Source organism: Vicinamibacteria bacterium (assembly GCA_035570235.1).
Classification (GTDB): Bacteria; Acidobacteriota; Vicinamibacteria; order Fen-336; family Fen-336; genus DATMML01.
The window spans coordinates 79,774-98,351 of record DATMML010000085.1 but is presented as its reverse complement, the minus strand read 5'-3'; the positions used below and the strand labels follow the sequence as shown (position 1 = coordinate 98,351).

Genomic DNA, 18,578 nt, shown 5'->3' with positions numbered 1-18,578 from the left:
CCCTACCTGGGCGGAGCCGGGGCACCCTCGCCCAGGAACTCGCGCAGCACGACGGCCAGGGCTTCGGGCTGATGACGCTGCATCATGTGGCCGGCGTCGGGTAAGACGGTGTGCCGCCAGTTGCGGAAGCCGGACCACCGCCGACGCCCTTCCTCCTCGGACAGCCGGATCCCCGACTGCGCGCCCTCGAGGATCAGGACGGGACAGGCAACGTTGGCCCAAAAGCGTCGCGCGTGCTCCACATCGAAGCCGCAGGGATGACCGGCCGTGAGCCTTGGGTCGTGCTTGAAGCGCAGACGGCCATCGGAACCTGGCGCGGTGCCCTTCTCGGCCAAGCGTAGCGCCATTGCCGGCCGCAGGGATGGATCAGTCTCTCGCAGCCTCGCCGCTGCCTCCTCTACGCTCGCGTAGCTTCGCTGCGGTCTCTCGCGCACACGCTCGCGCTCGCGAAGCCATCGGGCCACTCGTCCCGGCCCGCCACCCGGGCGCGGCGGGCCAGTCCCCTCCAACAGCGCGAGCCGGGAGATCCTCTGCGGACAAGTGCCGGCGTACAGCCCGGCGATTGCACCGCCCAGCGAGTGGCCAACGAGCGACAGTCGCCCTCGTGCCACCAACGGAATCAGGTCGTGCAGGTCGGCAAGATAGTCGGCGAGGTGATACCCACCTCCGGTGCCGACGCGATCGCTGTCTCCGTGGCCGCGCAGGTCGAGCGAGACCAGGTGGAAGCGGCCGGCTAGGCCCGCCTCCGCCGTCGCCTCCCATGCCCAGGCGTTCTCGAGCCATCCGTGGAGGAGGAGGACGGTGTGGTCGAGAGAGGACTCCTCAAAGCCCCATTCAAGGACGTGAGAGGCGAGGCCGCTCGGCAGGAGAACCCGGCGCGATCGGCAAGCCATTACGGCGACCACCGGCCCCTGGCGGTTGACCGGGCGGTCAGGCACCGTCCGTGACGACCGCGGCCAAGGCCATGTCCGCGATCTGCCCCGCTACTTCCTCGGCGCTCAGTCGCCCGGATGGCTCGTACCACTTCGTGAGCCACATGACCATGCCGAGGATCGAGAAGGTCGCCACCGCGGCGTCGAGGCCTTTGCGCAGGCGGCCCTCCTCCTTCAGCTGGGTAACCGTCGCCCGGACCAGCTCGAAGTAGGCCCGCTTGCGCTGGGTGATGACGCGCCGGTCCTCGGACCTTAGGAAGCTCACGTCATCGACGATCAGCGTCGTCAGCGCGCCTTTTCGCTCGCTGACGGCCACCCGCAGCGCGTGCTGGTAGATGATCTCGCGCAGTCGTTCCTCGTTGTCGCGGGCGCCCATCGTCACCTGCAGCGACATCTTCTCGATGAAGTCCATGCTGTGATTCATGCTGGCGTAAAGCAGCTCTTGCTTGTCCTTGAAGTGGTAGTAGAGGCCAGGCTTCGTGAGGTGGAGCCGGCGGGCCAGCTCGTTCATCGAGATCCCGTTGTAGCCTTCGCTCGTAAGGATCGGCGCGGCGCGGTCGATGATGTCCTTGCGCCGCGCACTTTCCTTCGGTACACCCGATCCGTGTCTTTGCGCGCCGGGAGAGCGGCTTGGTCGCCGCGCGTTCGAGCGACGCCGAAGCCTGGCGAACGACGACTTGCGCAGCCGCTTCACGCACAGACTCTACCATGGGCGAGGCGCCCCGCTCGAGGTCCGCTGGCCGCCAATGGCGGTGAGCAGGCGATGTAGCGATCATAAACGAGCATAACGAGCACTTGACTTCTCGGTAAAGCACGCTTAGCCTCCGGGACAATGCCGGCCGCGATCTGCATGGCCATGGCGTCAGGCATGCTTCAACGCTCTCGCGTCTCACGGTGCTCCCCGGGGATGGTCGTCCGCCGGGGCGCCCTGTCTGGAGGCTCCATGAGGTCTCGAATCGCCGCGCTGCTCCTCCTGCTCATCCCCTTCGTCCTTCCCCCCGGGGCCCTCGCCCAGGCCCGCCTCACGGGCGCCGACCTGCAAGGAACGATCAAGGACGAATCGGGAGCGGGCGTTCCCGGTGCCACGGTTACGGCCACGAACCTGGCGACCAACGTCGCCCGCGTCGTCCTCACCGACGGCAAGGGGCACTACTTCATCGGCGCCCTTCCGCCCGGGACCTATAGAATCACGGTCAGCCCCACCGGCTTCGCCACCCAGACCAGGGAGGGCCTCACGCTGCTCCTCGGCCAGGCCGTGGATATGGACTTCACGCTGAAGCTCGCCGGAGGCAAGGAGGAGGTCACGGTCACCGCCGAGGCGCCCGTCGTGGACCCGAGCCAGACGGCGGTCCAGTCCGTCGTGGGGCAGCAGCAGATAGACAACCTGCCGATCAACGGGCGGAACTTCATCGGCTTCTCCGTGATCACTCCGGGCGTCGCCCCCGACCGAACGCCCCAACAGGGGGCCTCGGCCACATCGGGGTTGTCTTTCACCGGACAGCGCGCCCGATCCAACAACATCATGGTGGATGGCCTCGACAACAATGACCCGACCGTAGGGGCGGTCCGGGCCGTCTTCAGCCAGGAAGCCATCCGCGAATTCCAGGTCCTCACCGATTCCTTTTCGGCGGAGTTCGGGAAGGCCTCGGGAGGCGTCGTCAACATCGTGACCAAGAGTGGGACCAACGAGTTCCACGGCAACGCCTTCTTCTACTTCCGCGACACGGCGTTGAACTCCAAGAATTACTTCGACAAGTTCGACATCTTCGGAAACCCCATCAACTCCGAGAAGGCCCCTTACAATCAGAAGCAAGAAGGGGCCACGCTGGGCGGACCCCTCAAGAAGGACAAGACGTTCTTCTTCCTGTCCTTCGAGCGGACCGACATCAAGGACGCCAGGCTGGTGGTCATCGACCCGCGGGCGGCCGCGGTCCTGAACGGCCTGGGCTTCCCGGTTGAATTGGGCAACAACCCGCTGAGCTTCAAGAACACCGAGGTCTTCGCGAAGGTCGACCATCACTGGACCCCGGACCACTTCTTGACCCTGCGGGGGAACTTCGCGGACGTCACCAGGGACGGCATCGACGACTTCGGCGGCAGCGTAGCCAAGAGCGCGGCTACGGTGCAACGCCGCACCGACTGGTCCTTGTCCGGTTCCGAGACCGACATCCTCTCCAACCGCTGGATCAACGAGGTCCGCGCGCAGTACGCCCACGAGAGCCAGGACATCGACTCCCTCGACCCTCGCTGCGGGGGAGGCTGCACAGCGGAGAACCAGGGAGGACCCACCCTGGACATCACCGGTTTCGCCACCGTGGGGCGCCAGCGTTTCTCGCCCGCTCTCCGCCTGAACAACCGGACGCAGCTCCTGGACACGCTGAGCTTCGTCGGCGGCCGCCACCACTTCAAGGTCGGCGCCGAGTACAACCGTGTCACCAATCCGAGCTCTGGAAATACGCTCCCCCTCTACTTCGGGGGGCGGTACATCTTTGCCGCGATACCCGGCCTGTTCCCCACCGCCGTCGCTGCTCTGCAAGCCGGGCGCCCCGCCGCCTACATCCAGGGTTACGGGACATCGAACTATGCTGACGCGACCTACCAGGACGTCTCTCTCTTCGCGCAGGATGAGTGGAGGCTCGGGCGTCTGACCCTAAAGCCGGGCGTGCGCTACCAGCGCCAGGTCCTGCCCGCCTACACCTACAACCTCCCCGATGTCGGGGGTACCAGGTTCACCTATGACACTCCGAGCGACGGCGACAACGTCGCCCCGCGCCTGGGCCTGGCCTACGACCTCGCGGGGGACGGGAAGACATCGCTCCACGCGTCGTACGGGAAGTTCTACGACAACATCATCCAGGCCATTCCCGCCGTGACGACTCTCCTCAACGGCGCCAGCGGCGTCCGGATACTGGTCCTGCCGTTTGCCCTGGCTCAAAACGCATGGAACGCCCCGGGTCACGTGCTCTCCGAGAGTCAAGCCAAGGCCTTGCTTGGCGGCACCTACTTCTCGACCGTGTTCGGTCTCGACCCGAGTCTCAAGACCCCCTACGCGAACCAGGTGGCCGTGGGCTTCGACCGGGCACTGGGGGCGGACTTCGCGCTCGCGGTCAATGGCGTCTATGTCCGCGGTTTCAATCAGGTGGGGACCCTCGACTACAACCCCGTCCTGCCTGCCAAGCTGGGCGCCGGTCGGCGTCCCAACGACCTTCCGTGCGCTGCGATCCCGTCACGGCCGTGCGTGAACGGAGGCATCGCAGGGACCTCGGCGTCCGTGCTCCAGTACACCGCCTTCGGCCAGACCTGGTACAAGGGCGTGACGGTGTCGCTCTCCAAGCGCTTCAGCCACAACTACCAGTTCCTGGCTTCTTACACACTGGGCAAGGCCGAGGACAACTCCACCGACTTCCAGAGCCAGTTCCTCCCCCAGAACAACGGTGAGGGCCGGAATCCCAACGACAAGTTCGGCTTGCCCCTGAACTTCAACCCGAACCTAGAGCGTGGGCCCGCGACCCACGATCAGCGCCACCGCTTCGTCCTCTCGGGGGTCTACCAGTTCCCGTGGGACATCCAGTTCTCCACCATCTTCACCGCCGCGTCTGGACGCCCCTTCACGCCTCTGGCCGGCACCGACCTCGACCGGGACGGAGACGGCGGGGCCTTCCCGCCCGACCGAGCTCGCACGAACCCGCTGGACGCGTCCACGGCCGTGGGTAGGAACAGCGGGACCACGGAGAAGCAAATCAACTTGGACGTGCGCCTCAGCAAGAAATTCAAGTTCGGAAAGAGCGGAGCGATCGAGGCGATTGTGGATGTGTTCAACGTCTTCGACCGCGCCAACTTCATCGAGGACACCAACCAGTCGTCCTTTGTGATCTTTGGCTCGGGGGCCTTCCCGTCGAACCCGGCCCCTGCGTACGGCCACTACACCTTGACCCTGCCCCCGCGGCAGGTCCAGCTCGCGGCGAAGCTGAGCTTCTAGGCCGATGCGCGTGTGGCACGGAGGGCGCGCACCCTAAGGGGGCCTGGACCCGCGAGGATGTGAGGCCATGAGAGAGGCGGTGATCGTCGCAAGCAGCCGGACGCCGATGGCGAAGTCGCATCGCGGGTCCTTCAACATGACGCGGCCGGACGATCTGGCCGCGCACTGCATCCGCCACGCCCTTGCCAAGGTCCCGCAGCTCGGCAAGGAAGAGATCGAGGAGGTCATCCTCGGCTGCGGTCAGCCTCACGGGCCGGCCGGGCACAACATAGCGCGCGTCGCCGCCCTGCGCGCCGGCCTACCCGTGACGACGCCCGGCGTTACCGTGAACCGCTTCTGCAACTCCGGCCTCCAGGCCATCGTCCAGGCCGCGCACATGGTGCTTCAGGAAGGAGTCGAGGCCGCGATCGGGGGCGGCGTCGAGTCGATCACGATGATGGAGCGGGACGCCTCGCCCAACCCGTGGGTCGAGGAGCGCCATCCCGGCCTCTACATCGCGATGGGCGAGACCGCCGAAGTGGTGGCCAAGCGCTACAAGATCAGCCGCCGGGCGCAAGACGAGCTGGCTCTCGCCAGCCAGCAGCGCACGGCCCGCGCCCAGCAGCACGGCCTCTGGAGCGACGAGCTGGCGCCGATCCAGGTCCGCCGCGCGGTGCTCGACAACAAGTCCAGGGAAGCGATCGGCGAGGAGGACCACATAGTGGAGCGCGACGAGTGCAACCGGCCGGACACCACGCTCGAAGGCCTGTCGAGGCTGCCGCCGGCGTTCGACACGACGAGCGGGGAGGGCAGCGTCACGGCGGGCAATTCCTCGCAGCTCTCGGACGGTGCATCCGCGACCGTGGTCATGTCAATAAACCGCGCGCAGGCGCTCGGCATCCGGCCCCAGTTGGTATTCCGCGGCTACGCGGTGGCCGCGTGCGAGCCCGACGAGATGGGCATCGGTCCGGTGTTCGCGGTGCCGAAGCTCCTCAAGAAGCACGGCCTGCGCGTGCAGGACATCGACCTGTGGGAGCTCAACGAGGCCTTCGCGTCGCAGGTGGTGTATTGCCGTGACCGGCTCGGCCTCGACATGGACCGGCTCAACGTCAACGGCGGCTCGATCGCGATCGGCCATCCGTTCGGCATGACGGGCTCGCGCCTGGTAGGGACGATCGCGAACGAGATGCGGCGCCGCCAGGCACGCTACGGCGTGGTGACGATGTGCGTGGGTGGCGGCCAGGGCGCGGCGGCCCTCTTCGAGGCCTGTCGCTGAGGTGGCCTAGTTGGCCACGGTGAGCACCAGCTTGCCGGTGACCTTGCGCGCCGCCAGCAGGTTGAGCGCGTCGACCGCGCGCTCGAGCGGGAATGTCGCGGAGACGTGGGGCCTGAGCCTTCCCTCGCCGTACCAGCGGCCGAGTTGGGCCACGCTCTCCGCGAAGGCCGCGCGCTCCCGGCGCGCGAAGTCCCCCCAGAAGACGCCGACGACGGAGCATCCCTTGAGCAGGGGCAGGTTCAGCGGGATCTTCGGGATCTCGCCCCCGGCGAAGCCGACCACCAACAGGCGTCCGCGCCAGGCCGTGGAGCGCAGAGCCGACTCGGTCAGCGACCCGCCGACGGGGTCGAGCACCACGTCCACGCCCTTGCCTCCCGTGAGCTCCTTGATCCGTTCCCGCACCTCCCCCCTCGCGTAGTCGATCGTGGCGTCGGCGCCGTGCTCACGGCAGGCCGCGAGCTTCTCGTCGCTGGAGGCACCGGCAATGACGCGGGCGCCGAGGGCCTTGCCGATCTCGATCGCGGCGATGCCGACTCCGCCCGCGGCGCCGAGCACGAGCAACGTCTCGCCGGCGGCCAGACGCCCCCGGTCGCGCAGGGCGTGATCGCAGGTGCCGTAGGTCAGCAGGAACGCGGCCGCGGTCACGAAATCCATGCCCTGGGGGATCGGCACAAGGCGTCCGACCTCGACCCTGACCTCCTCCGCGAAGGCGCCGTAACCGATGACGGCGAGCACCGGGTCGCCGCGCTTCACGCCCTCCACTCCAGCCCCCACCCTCTCCACTACGCCCGCCAGCTCGCTGCCCGGCGAGAAAGGCAGCGGCGGCTTCAACTGGTACTTGTCCTGGATGATCAGCACGTCCGGGAAGTTCAGGCTCGCCGCCTTCACCCTGACCACGACCTCCCCGGGTCCGGGCTCGGGTGAGGGCAGCGCCTCGATGGTCAGGGATTCCGGCGGGCCGTACTGGCGGCACACGAGGGCTTTCACGCCTGCTCCCGAGCCCGCAAGCTCGCCTCGCGCGCCAGAGCCGCGACGTGCTCCCCGAAGCTCGCGAATCGGGCATCGTTGGTCTGGCCGCGCGCGTAGCGGTAGAAGATCTGCTGGAGCACCACGGCGACCTTGAAGAGCGCGAACGTCTCGTAGTAGCGGACCCTCGAGACGTCACGCCCGCTTTGTGCCGCGTAGCGCGCCACGATCTCGTCGCGGTTGAGCCACCCGGAGGGGTCCGTCCGCGGCGGGCGGGCCCCGGGTGCCGAGGGCGGCCAGTAGGCGAGCAGGATGCCGAGGTCCACGAGCGGGTCCCCGAGCGCGCACATCTCCCAGTCCAGCACCGCCGTCAGGCGGCCCACCTGAGCCTCGTCGAGCATCACGTTGTCGAGCTTGAAGTCGCCGTGGACGATCGTGGGCCTCTCGGATTCGGGCGGCACGTCATCCGACAGCCACTGCGCGAGGGCGTCCATCTCCGGAACGGCATCCGTCTTCGCGCGCTGCCAGCGTTCGGTCCAGCCGCGGACCTGCCGCAGCACGAAACCGGCAGGCTTGCCGAGGCCGGAGAGGCCGCGCGCCGAGACGTCGATCTCGTGAAGCTCGGCCAGGGTGTCAACCAGCGCCTGACTGACCAGCCGACAGTCGTCTCCGCGATCGGCCCAGCTCGCGGCGTCTTCATGACGCACCACCAGCCCGTGCCGCCGCTCCATCACGTAGAAGACGGACCCAACGATACCGGCGTCCTCGCAGATGAGGTACGGCCGCGGGGCCAGCGGAAACACCGGACGGAGCGCGACAAGCCAGCGGTGCTCGCGCATCATGTCGTGCGCCGTCGGCGCCACGGGCCCGAGGGGCGGCCGGCGAAAGACCAGCTCCGTGGCGCCGAAGCGGAGAACATACGTGAGGTTGGAGTGGCCCCCGGGGAACTGGGCGACCTCCATCTCGCAAGAGAGATCGAGCCCGGCGATCTCGCGCGGGTCGAGGTGCTCACGCAGGTAGGCCCGGAGGCGCGCCCAGTCCAGCCCCTCGCCGCCCCGCACGGGGCTCGTGTCAGGAAGCGGCAGGCCGTTCATGGTAGCGGACCAGCCACTCGGCCACTGCGCAAGGCTTGTCGCCTCCCTCGCTCTCGACCACGACCTTCCAGGCGACCTGCACGCCGCCGCCCGCCACGTCGAGTACGGTCATGGGTGAGAAACGGGCCCGGACGCGCGACCCCGCGGGGACGGGAGACACGAAGCGCACGCGGTTCACTCCATAGTTGACGGCCATGATCAGGCCGGGGAACCCCATCGCGCGCCTCGCCAGCGCGCTCAGGAGCGACAAGGTCAAGAAGCCGTGGGCGATGGTCGTCTTCGACGGCAGCTCGCGTGCGGCCCGCGCCCGGTCGACGTGGATCCACTGGCGATCCTCGGTGGCGGCCGCGAACTGGTCGATCCGCTCCTGTGTCACGTCGACCCAGTCGCTGACCGCCACCTCCTGGCCGAGGCGCTCGCGCAGGGAGACGACGCTTTCGATCTCGATCAGGAGGCCTCGGTGTAGAAGCCGCGACCGGCCGCGGCCAGCCGCTCGAGAAGCGGCGCGGGCGCCCAGTGGTCGCCGAGGCGGTCGCGGTACTCTTTGACCCTGCCCAGCACGGCGGGCAGGCCGACGGTGTCGGCGTAGAACATCGGCCCCCCACGGTAGCGCGGGAAGCCGAAGCCGTAGCAGTAGATGACGTCGATGTCGCCGGCGCGTGTCGCGTACCCGTCCTCGAGAGCTCGCGCGCCCTCGTTCGCGAGCGCGGTCATGATACGCGCGACGATCTCCTCGTCCGAGATGCGGCGGCGCGTGATCCCCCGCTTCCGCGCGGCCTCTCCGGCCAGCTGATCGACGAGCGGGTCCGGGATCGGGGTACGCTTGCCCGGCTCGTAGCGGTACCAGCCAGCCCCCGTCTTCTGTCCGTAACGGCCCATCTCGTACAGCCGGTCCGGCACCTCCGACTGCGGGCCCTCTGCCCTTGTCATGCCCATGGACTTCAAGTGCTGGCGGATCCGCGCCCCCACGTCGATGCCCGCGATGTCCTGCATGCCAAAGGGGCCGACCGGCATCCCGAAATCGGTGAGGGCGCCATCGATCTGGGGCACGCTCGCCCCTTCCTCTAGCAGCAGGTTCGCCTCGCGCAGGTAGTAGGCGAGCATCCGGTTGGCGACGAATCCGAAACAGTTGCCGACCACCACGCCGACCTTGCCGAGGCGCTTGGCCAGCTTCAGGGAGGTGGCGATCACCTCGCGGCTCGTTTCGCGGCCCCGCACGATCTCGAGCAGCTTCATCACGTTGGCGGGGCTGAAGAAGTGATGGCCAATCACCTGTGCCGGCCGGCCGCTCGCGCGCGCCAGCTCGTCGATGTCGAGGGTCGAGGTGTTGGATGCCAGCACGCAATCGGGCCGCGTCACCCGCCCGAGCTCGGTCAGCGTCCCCTTCTTCAAGTCCATGTTCTCGAAGACCGCCTCCACCACGACGTCGGCGCCGTCGAAGCCGGCGTAGGTCGTCGTCGGGCTAATGAGGTTGAGCGTTCGCTCGAGCTGTTCGGCGCTCATTCTTCCCTTGGCGACCGACGCCTCGTAGTTCCTGCGGATGGTGGCGAGGCCGCGCTGCAGCGCGGTCTCGTCGACCTCCTTGAGCAGCACGGGAATCCCCGCGTTCGCGTAGGACATCGCGATCCCGCCCCCCATGGTGCCCGCGCCGACCACGCCCGCCCGCTGGATCTCGCGAGCCTTCGTCTCTCTCGGTACATCGGGAACCTTGCCGCCTTCTCGCTCGGCGAAGAAGAGATGCACGAGCGCGCGCGACTGGGTGGACAGGACGCAGTCCGCGAAGAGCTCCCGCTCGCGGGCGCAGCCAGCGTCGAAGTCCAGGGTCAAGGCAGCCTCGATCGCGTCGACGGCCACGAGCGGCGCCCGCGCGCCGCGCGGGGTCTTGCCCAGCGCCGTCCGGACGGCCAGGCAGGCGGCGAGCCCCGCGGCGCGGTCCGCGATCTTCGCGGTCCGCTCGCGCGTTGGTCGAACTTCGCCCGCGCGCTCGCCGGCGAAAGCAATGGCCGCTTCCCGGAGATCTCCGCTCACGACGCGGTCGACGATCCCGCTCGTCTGCGCCCGCGCCGCGGGAACCGGCTTGCCCTCCGTGCACATCTCCAGCGCCATGGCGGCGCCGGCGAGCCGGGGGAGGCGTTGCGTGCCGCCCGCACCGGGGATGATGCCGAGGGTCACCTCAGGCTGTCCGAGCTTCGCGTCCGCCGTCGCGACCCGGTAGTGGCAGGCCATGGCCAGCTCCAGCCCGCCGCCGAGCGCACTGCCGTGGATGGCAGCCACCACCGGCTTCCTGGCGTCCTCGAGGCGCAACAGTCGTGCGTGGGTCTGCTGCGACCTCTCGATCGACTCCTCGCGGCTCTTGATCGTCTTGAACATGTTGATGTCGGCGCCGGCCACGAAGGTCTGGCCGGCCCCGATCAGGACCAGGGCGTCGACCAGGGGGTCGCAGAGGCCGCGGGCGACGGCCTCCTCGATGGCGGCCAGCACTCCGGGTCCGAGCGCGTTCACGGGGGGGTTGTCGACGGTGAGGACGGCGACCCTCTGCGTTGGCTCGTAGCGCACGAGGTTAGACATGGGCTCTCACCTGAGACAATCGAGGCAACTCGCGTTATCATGCCAGCAACTTGACCGCAGAGCAAAGTCCTTTCGCGCGTTCGACAAAGGTGCAGGACCTCGAGGTGCGGCTGGTCCGGTTCATGGACGAGCACGTTCATCCGAACGAAGCCACCTTTGCCCGACAGGTGGCCGAGGGCGACCGCTGGCAGCCGGCCCCCATCGTCGAGGAGCTGAAGGCCAGGGCACGCGGGGCCGGCTTGTGGAACCTGTTCCTAGCCGAGAGCGAGTACGGGGCCGGGCTCACGAACGCCGAGTACGCGCCGCTGTGCGAGATTATGGGCCGGGCCCTTCCCCTTGCGCCCGAGGTGTTCAACTGCTCGGCCCCCGACACCGGCAACATGGAGGTGCTGGTCCGCTACGGGACGGCGGAGCAACGGAAGCGTTGGCTGGAGCCGCTGCTCGCGGGCGAGATCCGGTCGTGCTTCGCCATGACGGAGCCGGACGTCGCCTCTTCTGACGCGACGAACATCCGGTCCCGCATCGTCAAGGACGGCGGTGGCTACCGGATCAATGGCCGCAAGTGGTGGATCTCCGGCGCGGGCGATCCGCGCTGCAAGGTGGCGATCTTCATGGGCAAGACGGACGAGGATGCTCCGCGCCATCAGCAGCAGTCGATGATCCTCGTCCCCATGGACGCCCCCGGCGTCACCGTCAATCGCATGCTGCCCGTCTTTGGGTACGACGACGCGCCGCACGGGCACGCGGAGATGACATTCGAGAACGTGCGCGTCCCGGCGTCGAACCTGCTGCTCGGCGAGGGCCGCGGCTTCGAGATCGCGCAGGGACGCCTGGGGCCGGGCCGCGTCCACCACTGCATGCGCCTGATCGGCATGGCGGAGCGCGCGCTGGCCGCCATGTGCCGGCGGGTCGCCTCCCGTCACGCCTTCGGCAAGTCCCTGGCCGAGCAGGGGACGATCCGGGCCGACATCGCGGAGTCGCGAATGGACATCGAGCAGGCGCGCCTCCTGACGCTCAAGGCGGCCTACCTGATGGACAGCGCGGGCAACAAGGCCGCTCGCGGCGAGATCGCGATGATCAAGGTCGTGGTGCCGCGCGCCGCACTTCGCGTGATCGACCGCGCCATCCAGGCCCACGGGGGCGCGGGCGTCAGCGACGATTTCGGCCTCGCGTCGGCCTGGGCGCACGCGCGGACGGTTCGTCTCGCGGATGGGCCCGACGAGGTGCACCGGGAGGCGATCGCCAAGCTGGAGCTGCGCCGGGACCGAGACCCGGGCTAGGGCCGCGAGGCGTCCGGGGGCGAATTCAGCAAGCGCTCCCGTTCCACGAGCAGCCGCCGCAGGATCTTGCCCGCCGGCGACTTGGGGATCTGCTCCGCGATCTCGAGCAGGCGGATCTTCTTGTGGGGAGCGACGCGTTCCGCGACGAACGCCATCAGCTCATCCGGCGTGGCCTCGCCCTTCAGGACCACGAAGGCCTTCGGCACCTCGCCCGCTTCCGAGTCTGGGCTGCCGATCACGGCCGCATCCGCCACCGCGGGGTGCGTCAGGAGTAGCGCCTCTAACTCTGCCGGCGGCACCTGCATCCCCTTGTACTTGATCAGCTCCTTGAGCCGGTCCACCACGAACAGGAATCCGTCGGCGTCGACATAGCCGATGTCGCCCGTCCGGAGCCACCCTTCGGGCGTGATCGATGCGCGCGTGGCACTCGGGTCGTTCAGGTAGCCCTTCATCACCTGCGGTCCCCGCACCCAAAGCTCGCCGTGCTCGCCCGTCCCCAGGTCCGCGCCGGAGCCCGGATCCACGATCCGGCACTCGGTGTTCCGGATGAGCAGACCCGACGCTCCCAACCGCACGCCGTCATCGGGGTTCGTGTGCGTGACCGGGCTCGTCTCCGTGAGCCCGTAGCCCTGCTTGACGATGCAGCGGAGGCGCCTGGCCAGCGCGCCCTGGACCTCCGCTCCGAGCGGCGCGGCGCCAGAGTTGATGCAGCGCAGGCTGCGCAGGTCGAACGTGTCCACCACCGGGTGCTTGGCCAGGCCCAGGATGATCGGTGGCACGACGTAGGCGCGCGTGACTTTGTGGTCCTCCAGCGCCTTGACGAACGGCTCCAGCTCGAAACGGGGTAGCGTCACCAGGGTGCAGCCGTGATGGAGCGTCATGTTCAACAGGACGGAGAGACCGTAGATGTGGAAGAACGGCAGCACAGCGATCACGACGTCGTCCTCGCGGATGTCGTCCATGCCGACGCACTGGAAGATGTTGGAGACCAGGTTGTGGTGCGTCAGCATCACGCCCTTGGACCGGCCGGTCGTGCCGCTCGAGTACGGGAGGACGGCGACGTCCTCGCGAGGGGCGATCTCGACCGCGGGCGGCTCACCGACGCTTCGAAACAGTGAGGCGAAGGGGAGCGCGCCGTCGGCCTCGCCGAAGACGAAGACCTCCTTGACGCCGGTGCGGGAAGCGGCCGCGCGCGCCTTCTCCAGGAACGGGGGGGCGGTGACGAGGACTCGGGCGCGGGCGTCCTCGAGCTGGTGGACCAATTCGTCCACGGTGTAGAGCGGGTTCACGGTGGTAACGATGCCGCCCAGTCTTGCCACGCCGAAGACGGCCAAGGCATACTCGGGCAGGTTGGGGCTGTAGAGGCCGAGAACGTCGCCGGGCCCGAAGCCACGATCGGCTAGGCCCCGCGCAACGCGCCGCACTCCTTCGATGAGCTCGGCGTAGGTGATGCGGCGGCCGGTTACCCCACACACCAGCGCAGGTTTGTCGCCCAACGCAGTCGCGCGCTCCAGCACCACGCTCGTGAGCGGAGCTTCGGGGATGTTGGCGTCGGCGTAGGGGCTCTTCCAGACCATGGTCTTCTTGGACTGTCTTCAGACGATCGAGCGGCCGCCATCGACAGCGATGACCTGGCCGGTGACGTAGTTCGAGGCATCCGCGGCGAGAAAGACCGTGACGCCTTTCAGCTCTCCCGCATCTCCCACCCGCGGGATCGGGCTGTTCGCCTTGATGTCGGGCTCCGCCATGGGGATCGCCGGATCCGCCATCCGGGAGTGGAAGAAGCCGGGCGCGATCGCGTTGACGCGGATGCCCTGCCTGCCCCAGGAAGCCGCCAGCTCGCGCGTCAACCCCATGAGCCCGGCCTTGCTCGCCGCGTAGGCCGCGTAGTGCGGACCGTGGACCGACGAGCGCAGCCCCGCGAGCGACGCGACGTTGACGATACGGCCGTACCGCCGCTTCAACATCTCGCGCCCGGCCGACTGCGAGAACAGGAAGGCGCCGGTCAGGTTCACGTCGATGACCCTCTGCCATTTCTCGAGGGGCATGGCTTCCGGCTCTTCACCCCAGGTCACGCCGGCGTTGTTGATCAGGATGTCGATCTTTCCGAAAGCGGCGACGGCGCCGTCGACGACCCCTTGTACGTCGGAGGGCCTGGAAACGTCCGCGACCAGCCCCTCGACGCGGAAGCCGTGCGCCCGCATGTCCTGTACGGTCGGCGTGAGCCACTCCTCTCGCCGGGCGCACAGCATCAGCGCGGCACCGGCTTCGGCCAAGCCTTCGGCCATCTCTCGGCCCAAGCCCCGCGAGCCTCCGGTGACGATGGCCGTGCGGCCGGACAGGTCGAAGAGCTCTTTGATCGCGGGCATCAGTGAGCGCTTATACGGCGGTCCGGGCTCGGTGTCAATGCTTTACTGCTCGGGAAAGCTCGGGCGGCCGTGTTACTATCGGCCGGTTCTCCTTGGACAAGCCGGCGCCTGCAACACCCGCCGCACGAGTCACGGGCGCGCACAGCGGCGCCACGTATGCGCTCGCGGTGCTATTCGCGATCAACCTGATGAACTTCTTCGACCGCCAGATCCTGGGCGCCGTGGGGGAGGAGGTGCGCAGGGAATGGGCCCTCAGCGACACCGCGCTCGGTCTACTCGGGACGGTGTTCACGCTGCTGTACGCCGTCGTGGGCGTGCCCCTCGGCCGGCTCGCGGACCGAAGGGAACGCAGGCGCATCCTGAGCGCCGGCGTCTTTGTCTGGAGCGCGTTGACCGCCGTCTCCGGCTGCGCACGCAGCTTCGCGCAGATGGTCGTGGCGCGTCTCGGCGTGGGCGTCGGCGAGGCGACGTGCTCGCCGGCGTCCACATCACTCATCGGCGACCTGTTCCCGGGGACACGGCGCGCCCGCGCGGTGGCGATCTGGATGCTCGGACTCCCGGTCGGGCTCGGCCTGGCCAACGGCCTAGGCGGGTGGATCGCGCACAATTGGGGATGGCGGGCGACGTTCTACGTGGCGGCGGTGCCGGGGCTTTTATGCGCGGTGGCAGCGCTTTGGATCCGGGAGCCCGCGCGCGGGATGGCCGAGGAGCACGCCGTGGGCGAGCGTCGGCCTCGGGGCTCGCCCTATGCCCTCGTGATGTCCATCCCCACGCTGTGGTGGGTGATCGCCTCCGGCGTGCTGCACAACTTCAACATGTACGCCCTCGGGGCGTTCCTGGTCCCTTTCCTCATTCGCTTTCACGGCGTAGGCGTGGCCGAGGCGGGGAGGATCTCGATGGTCGTGTACGGCCTTTCGGGGATCGTCGGCCTGTTCGGCGGGGGCATCGCGGCCGACGCGCTGTACCGGCGGCGGGTGGACGGCCGGCTGCTCGTCGCTACCGGGGCGCTCGTGGTCTCGACGCCGGCCATGTTCCTGGCGCTGCTGCGGCCTCGCGGGGACGTGCTTACGTTTTCGTTGCTCATGGGTTTCGGCATCGGTGTCATGTACGCGTACTACGCGACTGTCTATTCGACCGTTCAGGACATCGTAGCGCCGTCGCTGCGGGGAACGGCGATGGCCCTCTACTTCTGTGCGATGTACCTCCTTGGGGCATCCCTCGGTCCGCTCGGTACAGGTGTCGCCAGCGATTACTTCACGATGAGGGCGGGCGCCGCCGCTGGCGTGGTCGGCGAGCGGTCGGTCGGCGCGGTGCTCTTCGACGTCTTGCTGACGATGGTGGGCGGCGCCAGGGCCACCTCGCCCGCCGCCCTGAACCCGTTCCGAGCGGAGGGCCTGCACAACGCCCTCTACCTCGTTCCCCTGCTCGCGGCGATCCTCTCCGCCGTCCTATTCGCCGCTTCGCGCTGCGTGAAGAAGGACGTCCTGAAGCTGCAGTCGTGGATGCGGGGGGCGGGCCCGGGCCAGGCGCCTCTCACACCCCTGGGAAGGTGATCACGCCCCGGGCATTTTCCCCACGCTCCATGTCCGCGAAGGCCTGATTGACTTCTTCCAGACGGTAGGTGCGGGTCACCAGCTCGTCGAGCTTGAGCTTGCCGGCGCGGTACATCGCGAGCAGCCGCGGCAGGTCGCGATGGACGCGGGCTCCGCCGTACCAGCAGCCGACGAGGCGCTTCTCCAGGACGGGAAGCATGAAGACGTTCAGCTCCACGGATTCCGTCCGTGGCCCGATCCCGATCACCACGCACGTACCACCCCTGCGCACGGCAGCGTAGGCCTGCTCGATCGTCTTCTTGCTTCCGATGGCCTCGAACGCGTAGTCCGCTCCGCGCCCGTCCGTCAGCTCCCTGATCGCCGCCCCCGCGTCTTCTCGAGAGCCGTCCACGACGTGCGTGGCTCCGAAGACGCGGGCCAGCTCGAGCTTGCGCGCGTGGACATCGACGGCAATGATGCGCTCGGCCCCGACGAGGGCGGCGCCCTGGATGGCGTTCAACCCCACGCCACCCGCGCCGAAGACGGCCACGCGGCTGCCCGGTTTCACGTCGGCGGTGTGCCAGACGGCACCCACTCCGGTCATCACCGAGCAGCCGATCAGGGCGGCCTTCTCCAGGGGGGCGTCGGGCGGCAGCTTGACCGCGGCCCCCGCAGGCACCACCGCTAGCTCGGCCATGGCGCCAATGGCCGAGAACGACTGGAGGTCCTCACCGTCCTTGTGATGGCGGCTGGTGCCATCGGGCATCCGGTGATGGGAGTTGATCTTCGTACCGAGGTCGCACAGGTTGGGCTGGCCCTCGCGGCAATAGAAGCAGCTTCCGCACGGCGTGACCCACGAGAGCACCACGCGGTCGCCGGGCCGGACGTGGCTGACCCCCGCCCCGACCTCCTCTACCACTCCCGCCCCCTCGTGCCCAAGCACGCAGGGAAGCTTCATGGGCATCACGCCGTTCACGACCGAATAGTCGGAATGGCAGACCCCGCTGGCCGCGAGCCGGACGAGGACTTCGTCCTGCTGCGGACGGCCGAGCTCGACATCCTCGACCTGCACCGGCTGGCCTCGGGTGCGACAGACGGCAGCTTTCACGATCTACCTCTTCCGGAGACGTGCGCCCCCGGATCTGGGACATAATGCACCGACCGCGCGGTAAACAAGAGAAGGCATGCCGATCCAAGACAGACTCTACATCAACGGTGAGTGGGTTTCGTCCGGGGCCAGCGGGGTTCTCGAGGTCATCAACGCCTCCACGGAAGAGGTCATGGCCCGGGTCCCGGCGGGCAGCTCCGAAGACGTGGAGCGCGCCGTGGGGGCGGCGCGGCGGGCTTTCGAGGGGTGGGCGATCACCTCCGTGGCCGAGCGTGCCCAGTATCTGCGCGGCCTATCGGAGGGTCTCGCCGCACGCGAGGAGGAGATCGCGCACACGATCACGGGCGAGGTGGGGATGCCTCTCCGCCTGTCGCGAGCCATCCAGGCCGGCGTGCCGATCAGGGTGATGGCGAGCTACGCGGAGATGCTCGGAAGCTTCTGCTTCGAGGAGCGCATTGGCAACTCGCTGGTCGTGCGGGAGCCGGTGGGGGTGGTAGGAGCCATCAGTCCCTGGAACTACCCCCTGCACCAGATCGTGGCCAAGGTGGCGCCCGCCCTCGCTGCCGGGTGCACCGTGGTCCTGAAACCCAGCGAGGTGGCGCCTCTCAGCGCCTTCCTGCTGGCGGAGGTCGTGGAGGCCGCGGGCTTGCCTCCCGGTGTCTTCAATCTGGTCTGCGGCACCGGACCCGTCGTCGGCGAGGTGCTGGCCGCCCATCCTGACGTGGACATGATCTCGTTCACGGGATCGACGCGCGCGGGCCGGCGTGTCTCGGAGATCGCCAGCCAGACCGTCAAGCGCGTGGCGCTGGAGCTGGGCGGGAAGTCGGCTTCGATCCTCCTCGAGGACGGCGATATGGCGAAGGCGGTCCGGTCTACCGTGAGCTCGTGCCTCCTCAACTCGGGCCAGACGTGCAGCGCGCTCACCCGCCTGCTGGTACCGAGGTCGCGCCAAGCCGAAGCAGTGAAGCTCGCGGCCGACATCGCCGGAGGATTCACCGTCGGCGATCCGTTCGGCGGAGAGGCCAAGCTGGGTCCACTCGTCTCCTGCGCTCAGCGCGATCGAGTCCGAGAATACATCCGCAAGGGCCTGCGGGAAGGCGCGGAGCTGATGGTCGGCGGTCCTGAGGCGCCTCCCGGACTGGCCAGGGGCTACTACGTGCGGCCCACGGTCTTCGCCGGTGTCCAGCCGGACATGACCATCGCGCGCGAGGAGATCTTCGGCCCGGTTTTGTCGGTGCTGGCCTACCAGGACGAAGACGAAGCGGTCCGGATCGCAAACGGTACGCGGTACGGCTTGGCCGGAGCGGTCTGGTCGGCGGACGGGCGGCGCGCCGAGGCGATCGCGCGCCGGCTGCGGGCCGGACAGGTGGACATCAACGGGGGGCGCTTCAACCCCATGGCCCCCTTCGGCGGATACAAGCAATCGGGCCACGGAAGGGAGCTAGGCCGATACGGGCTCGAGGCGTTCCTGGAGGTCAAGTCGCTCCAACTCTGA

At 68.4% G+C, this 18,578-nt stretch carries 14 protein-coding genes; 5 read left to right on the top strand and 9 right to left on the bottom strand.

What is annotated here, in order from left to right; translation table 11 throughout:
• Window positions 1-2: 2 nt before the first annotated feature.
• Both VN461_15675 and VN461_15670 read right to left on the bottom strand, forming a co-directional pair.
• Complete coding sequence (locus VN461_15675; GenBank protein ID HXB56218.1) at window positions 3-893, bottom strand: alpha/beta hydrolase; 891 nt, start codon at window positions 891-893, stop codon at window positions 3-5.
• A gap of 37 nt (window positions 894-930) precedes the next feature.
• On the bottom strand, window positions 931-1,626 hold the full coding sequence (locus VN461_15670; protein HXB56217.1) for a TetR/AcrR family transcriptional regulator: 696 nt from the start codon (window positions 1,624-1,626) through the stop codon (window positions 931-933).
• A 249-nt stretch (window positions 1,627-1,875) separates the two neighbouring features.
• Here VN461_15670 and VN461_15665 point away from each other — a divergent pair, with 249 nt between their 5' ends.
• Both VN461_15665 and VN461_15660 read left to right on the top strand, forming a co-directional pair.
• Window positions 1,876-4,911, top strand: coding sequence for a carboxypeptidase regulatory-like domain-containing protein (locus tag VN461_15665; protein HXB56216.1), 3,036 nt, complete (start codon window positions 1,876-1,878; stop codon window positions 4,909-4,911).
• Between the two features lie 67 nt (window positions 4,912-4,978).
• Window positions 4,979-6,166 carry a thiolase family protein gene (locus tag VN461_15660; protein ID HXB56215.1) on the top strand — a complete coding sequence of 396 codons (1,188 nt, stop codon included), beginning with the start codon at window positions 4,979-4,981 and terminating at the stop codon, window positions 6,164-6,166.
• A gap of 6 nt (window positions 6,167-6,172) precedes the next feature.
• Here VN461_15660 and VN461_15655 read toward each other — a convergent pair whose 3' ends face one another.
• Genes VN461_15655 through VN461_15640 form a run of 4 tightly spaced genes read right to left on the bottom strand, consistent with a single transcriptional unit; the run spans window position 6,173 to window position 10,794 of the window.
• Window positions 6,173-7,153 carry an NADPH:quinone oxidoreductase family protein gene (locus tag VN461_15655; protein ID HXB56214.1) on the bottom strand — a complete coding sequence of 327 codons (981 nt, stop codon included), beginning with the start codon at window positions 7,151-7,153 and terminating at the stop codon, window positions 6,173-6,175.
• Window positions 7,150-8,226, bottom strand: coding sequence for a phosphotransferase family protein (locus VN461_15650; GenBank protein HXB56213.1), 1,077 nt, complete (start codon window positions 8,224-8,226; stop codon window positions 7,150-7,152). The genes VN461_15655 and VN461_15650 overlap by 4 nt, the downstream gene beginning before the upstream one ends.
• A complete protein-coding gene (locus VN461_15645) occupies window positions 8,204-8,677 on the bottom strand; it encodes a MaoC family dehydratase (GenBank protein HXB56212.1) in 474 nt (157 codons plus the stop codon). The genes VN461_15650 and VN461_15645 overlap by 23 nt, the downstream gene beginning before the upstream one ends.
• Window positions 8,674-10,794, bottom strand: coding sequence for a 3-hydroxyacyl-CoA dehydrogenase NAD-binding domain-containing protein (locus tag VN461_15640; GenBank protein ID HXB56211.1), 2,121 nt, complete (start codon window positions 10,792-10,794; stop codon window positions 8,674-8,676). The genes VN461_15645 and VN461_15640 overlap by 4 nt, the downstream gene beginning before the upstream one ends.
• 122 nt (window positions 10,795-10,916) lie before the next feature.
• Between VN461_15640 and VN461_15635 the strand changes: the two genes are divergently transcribed.
• Window positions 10,917-12,074, top strand: a complete 1,158-nt coding sequence (locus VN461_15635; GenBank protein ID HXB56210.1) for an acyl-CoA dehydrogenase family protein — start codon at window positions 10,917-10,919, stop codon at window positions 12,072-12,074.
• On the opposite strand, the gene VN461_15630 is transcribed toward VN461_15635, so the two are convergent.
• Window positions 12,071-13,651 carry a 4-coumarate--CoA ligase family protein gene (locus tag VN461_15630; GenBank protein ID HXB56209.1) on the bottom strand — a complete coding sequence of 527 codons (1,581 nt, stop codon included), beginning with the start codon at window positions 13,649-13,651 and terminating at the stop codon, window positions 12,071-12,073. The genes VN461_15635 and VN461_15630 overlap by 4 nt on opposite strands.
• 18 nt (window positions 13,652-13,669) lie before the next feature.
• Entirely contained in the window at window positions 13,670-14,443 is a 774-nt protein-coding gene (locus VN461_15625; GenBank protein HXB56208.1) for an SDR family oxidoreductase, read from the bottom strand.
• A 167-nt stretch (window positions 14,444-14,610) separates the two neighbouring features.
• Here VN461_15625 and VN461_15620 point away from each other — a divergent pair, with 167 nt between their 5' ends.
• Complete coding sequence (locus tag VN461_15620; GenBank protein ID HXB56207.1) at window positions 14,611-15,996, top strand: MFS transporter; 1,386 nt, start codon at window positions 14,611-14,613, stop codon at window positions 15,994-15,996.
• Here the strand turns inward: VN461_15620 and VN461_15615 are convergent.
• Complete coding sequence (locus VN461_15615) at window positions 15,977-17,083, bottom strand: Zn-dependent alcohol dehydrogenase (GenBank protein ID HXB56206.1); 1,107 nt, start codon at window positions 17,081-17,083, stop codon at window positions 15,977-15,979. The two genes, VN461_15620 and VN461_15615, sit on opposite strands and share 20 nt — an antisense overlap.
• A gap of 76 nt (window positions 17,084-17,159) precedes the next feature.
• Between VN461_15615 and VN461_15610 the strand changes: the two genes are divergently transcribed.
• A complete protein-coding gene (locus tag VN461_15610) occupies window positions 17,160-18,578 on the top strand; it encodes an aldehyde dehydrogenase family protein (protein HXB56205.1) in 1,419 nt (472 codons plus the stop codon).

What these genes read in the sequence shown, in the direction of transcription:
- VN461_15675 (HXB56218.1), bottom strand. Translation starts at nt 893, where the DNA reads ATGGCTTGCCGATCGCGCCGGGTTCTCCTGCCGAGCGGCCTCGCCTCT.
- VN461_15665 (HXB56216.1), top strand. Translation starts at nt 1,876, where the DNA reads ATGAGGTCTCGAATCGCCGCGCTGCTCCTCCTGCTCATCCCCTTCGTC.
- VN461_15660 (HXB56215.1), top strand. Translation starts at nt 4,979, where the DNA reads ATGAGAGAGGCGGTGATCGTCGCAAGCAGCCGGACGCCGATGGCGAAG.
- VN461_15650 (HXB56213.1), bottom strand. Translation starts at nt 8,226, where the DNA reads ATGAACGGCCTGCCGCTTCCTGACACGAGCCCCGTGCGGGGCGGCGAG.
- VN461_15640 (HXB56211.1), bottom strand. Translation starts at nt 10,794, where the DNA reads ATGTCTAACCTCGTGCGCTACGAGCCAACGCAGAGGGTCGCCGTCCTC.
- VN461_15635 (HXB56210.1), top strand. Translation starts at nt 10,917, where the DNA reads ATGGACGAGCACGTTCATCCGAACGAAGCCACCTTTGCCCGACAGGTG.
- VN461_15630 (HXB56209.1), bottom strand. Translation starts at nt 13,651, where the DNA reads ATGGTCTGGAAGAGCCCCTACGCCGACGCCAACATCCCCGAAGCTCCG.
- VN461_15625 (HXB56208.1), bottom strand. Translation starts at nt 14,443, where the DNA reads ATGCCCGCGATCAAAGAGCTCTTCGACCTGTCCGGCCGCACGGCCATC.
- VN461_15610 (HXB56205.1), top strand. Translation starts at nt 17,160, where the DNA reads ATGCCGATCCAAGACAGACTCTACATCAACGGTGAGTGGGTTTCGTCC.